The organism is Shewanella sp. 11B5 (genome assembly GCF_002836795.1).
GTDB lineage: Bacteria > Pseudomonadota > Gammaproteobacteria > Enterobacterales > Shewanellaceae > Shewanella > Shewanella frigidimarina.
In genome coordinates, this window is sequence record NZ_PJAP01000182.1 from 1 (window position 1) to 1,091 (window position 1,091).

Below are 1,091 nucleotides of genomic sequence, written 5' to 3' on the forward strand. Positions count from 1 at the left end.
ACTACTATTAGAATATATTGAGTGTAAATTTCACCCAATTTCTTGTAAATTAAAGACATAAAGCCTCCAAATTAATCACCAATGCTCGAATTGAATTCGAACAAAGGTAATATCTTGTTAATTTATTTTAAAAAAGATAAATGAACAGGAAGACGATCAAAAATTGATCAAGCCTTTCCTATCTAACAAGAAAATATTGGAGGACGATATAAAGAAGAGTTATATTGCGGAGTCGTATTTTGAGTCAAACCAGATATAAAACTACTCAAACTTGAGATGGTTACTGATTGGACAATTTTCATTTCAAGGGCAATTGAAAAACAAGTACCTATCGGACAATCACATTGATTATCACAACAATCAGGAATGTCAGCGGTAGATGTTTTAACGGCATCAGCATCTGATGTTAATTGGTGATGGCAAGCGTTAGTCGCAGCGGTATTCACTGGATTTGATTTACTTAACATTGAATTCATATCAGAGGGGCATGGCAAAATCACAGACGCAAAAGCTTGACTGACAAATGTCATCAAGATAAGCATCACTGTGATAATTCGCATACGACTCAAGATAAAACTCCAATATAATTAGTGCTATTAATGTTAACTCAACTTGACTAAATCATCCTAGTTAACTGTAGTGTTTTTTTACTTTAAACTACTGATACTTGACATAGATCACACTTCGAATGCTCTTACTAAAAGATAGTCAGTATCGATAAAAATTAACATCTAATTGTCTTAACTTATCTTGGATCCTGGTGGGGGTTTGTGGCAACTATGTGGTTGATGATTTGCATTATCTTTGATGTTTTGATCCACAAATTGGTAGTAACTTTCCTTCACATGAGTCCACCAATCGTTATGAATATTAGCACCATGCTTTCTGATAACCGCTTCAATACCTTCTAAATTGATATGGCTGGCATCATAGGTTAGATAAATAGATCCCGATTTGTCATTATAAATCACTTCTTCTATGCCAAACAGTTTGTCTATCTCAGTCTTTAATGCTTCTAAATTTTGATTATCTACTCCAGTTAATCTTAGGTTTCTGACAACTAAAGTGGCTTCTTTAACGCCCGGTCTATG

At 34.0% G+C, this 1,091-nt stretch carries 2 protein-coding genes; both read right to left on the reverse strand.

Features of this window, described 5'->3' with window-relative positions:
• Positions 1 to 182 precede the first annotated feature (182 nt).
• Positions 183 to 467, reverse strand: a complete 285-nt coding sequence (locus CXF78_RS01480; RefSeq protein WP_145991329.1) for a hypothetical protein — start codon at positions 465 to 467, stop codon at positions 183 to 185.
• A gap of 273 nt (positions 468 to 740) precedes the next feature.
• A partial coding sequence (locus CXF78_RS01485) for a hypothetical protein (protein WP_102035762.1) occupies positions 741 to 1,091 on the reverse strand: 351 nt, incomplete at its 5' end.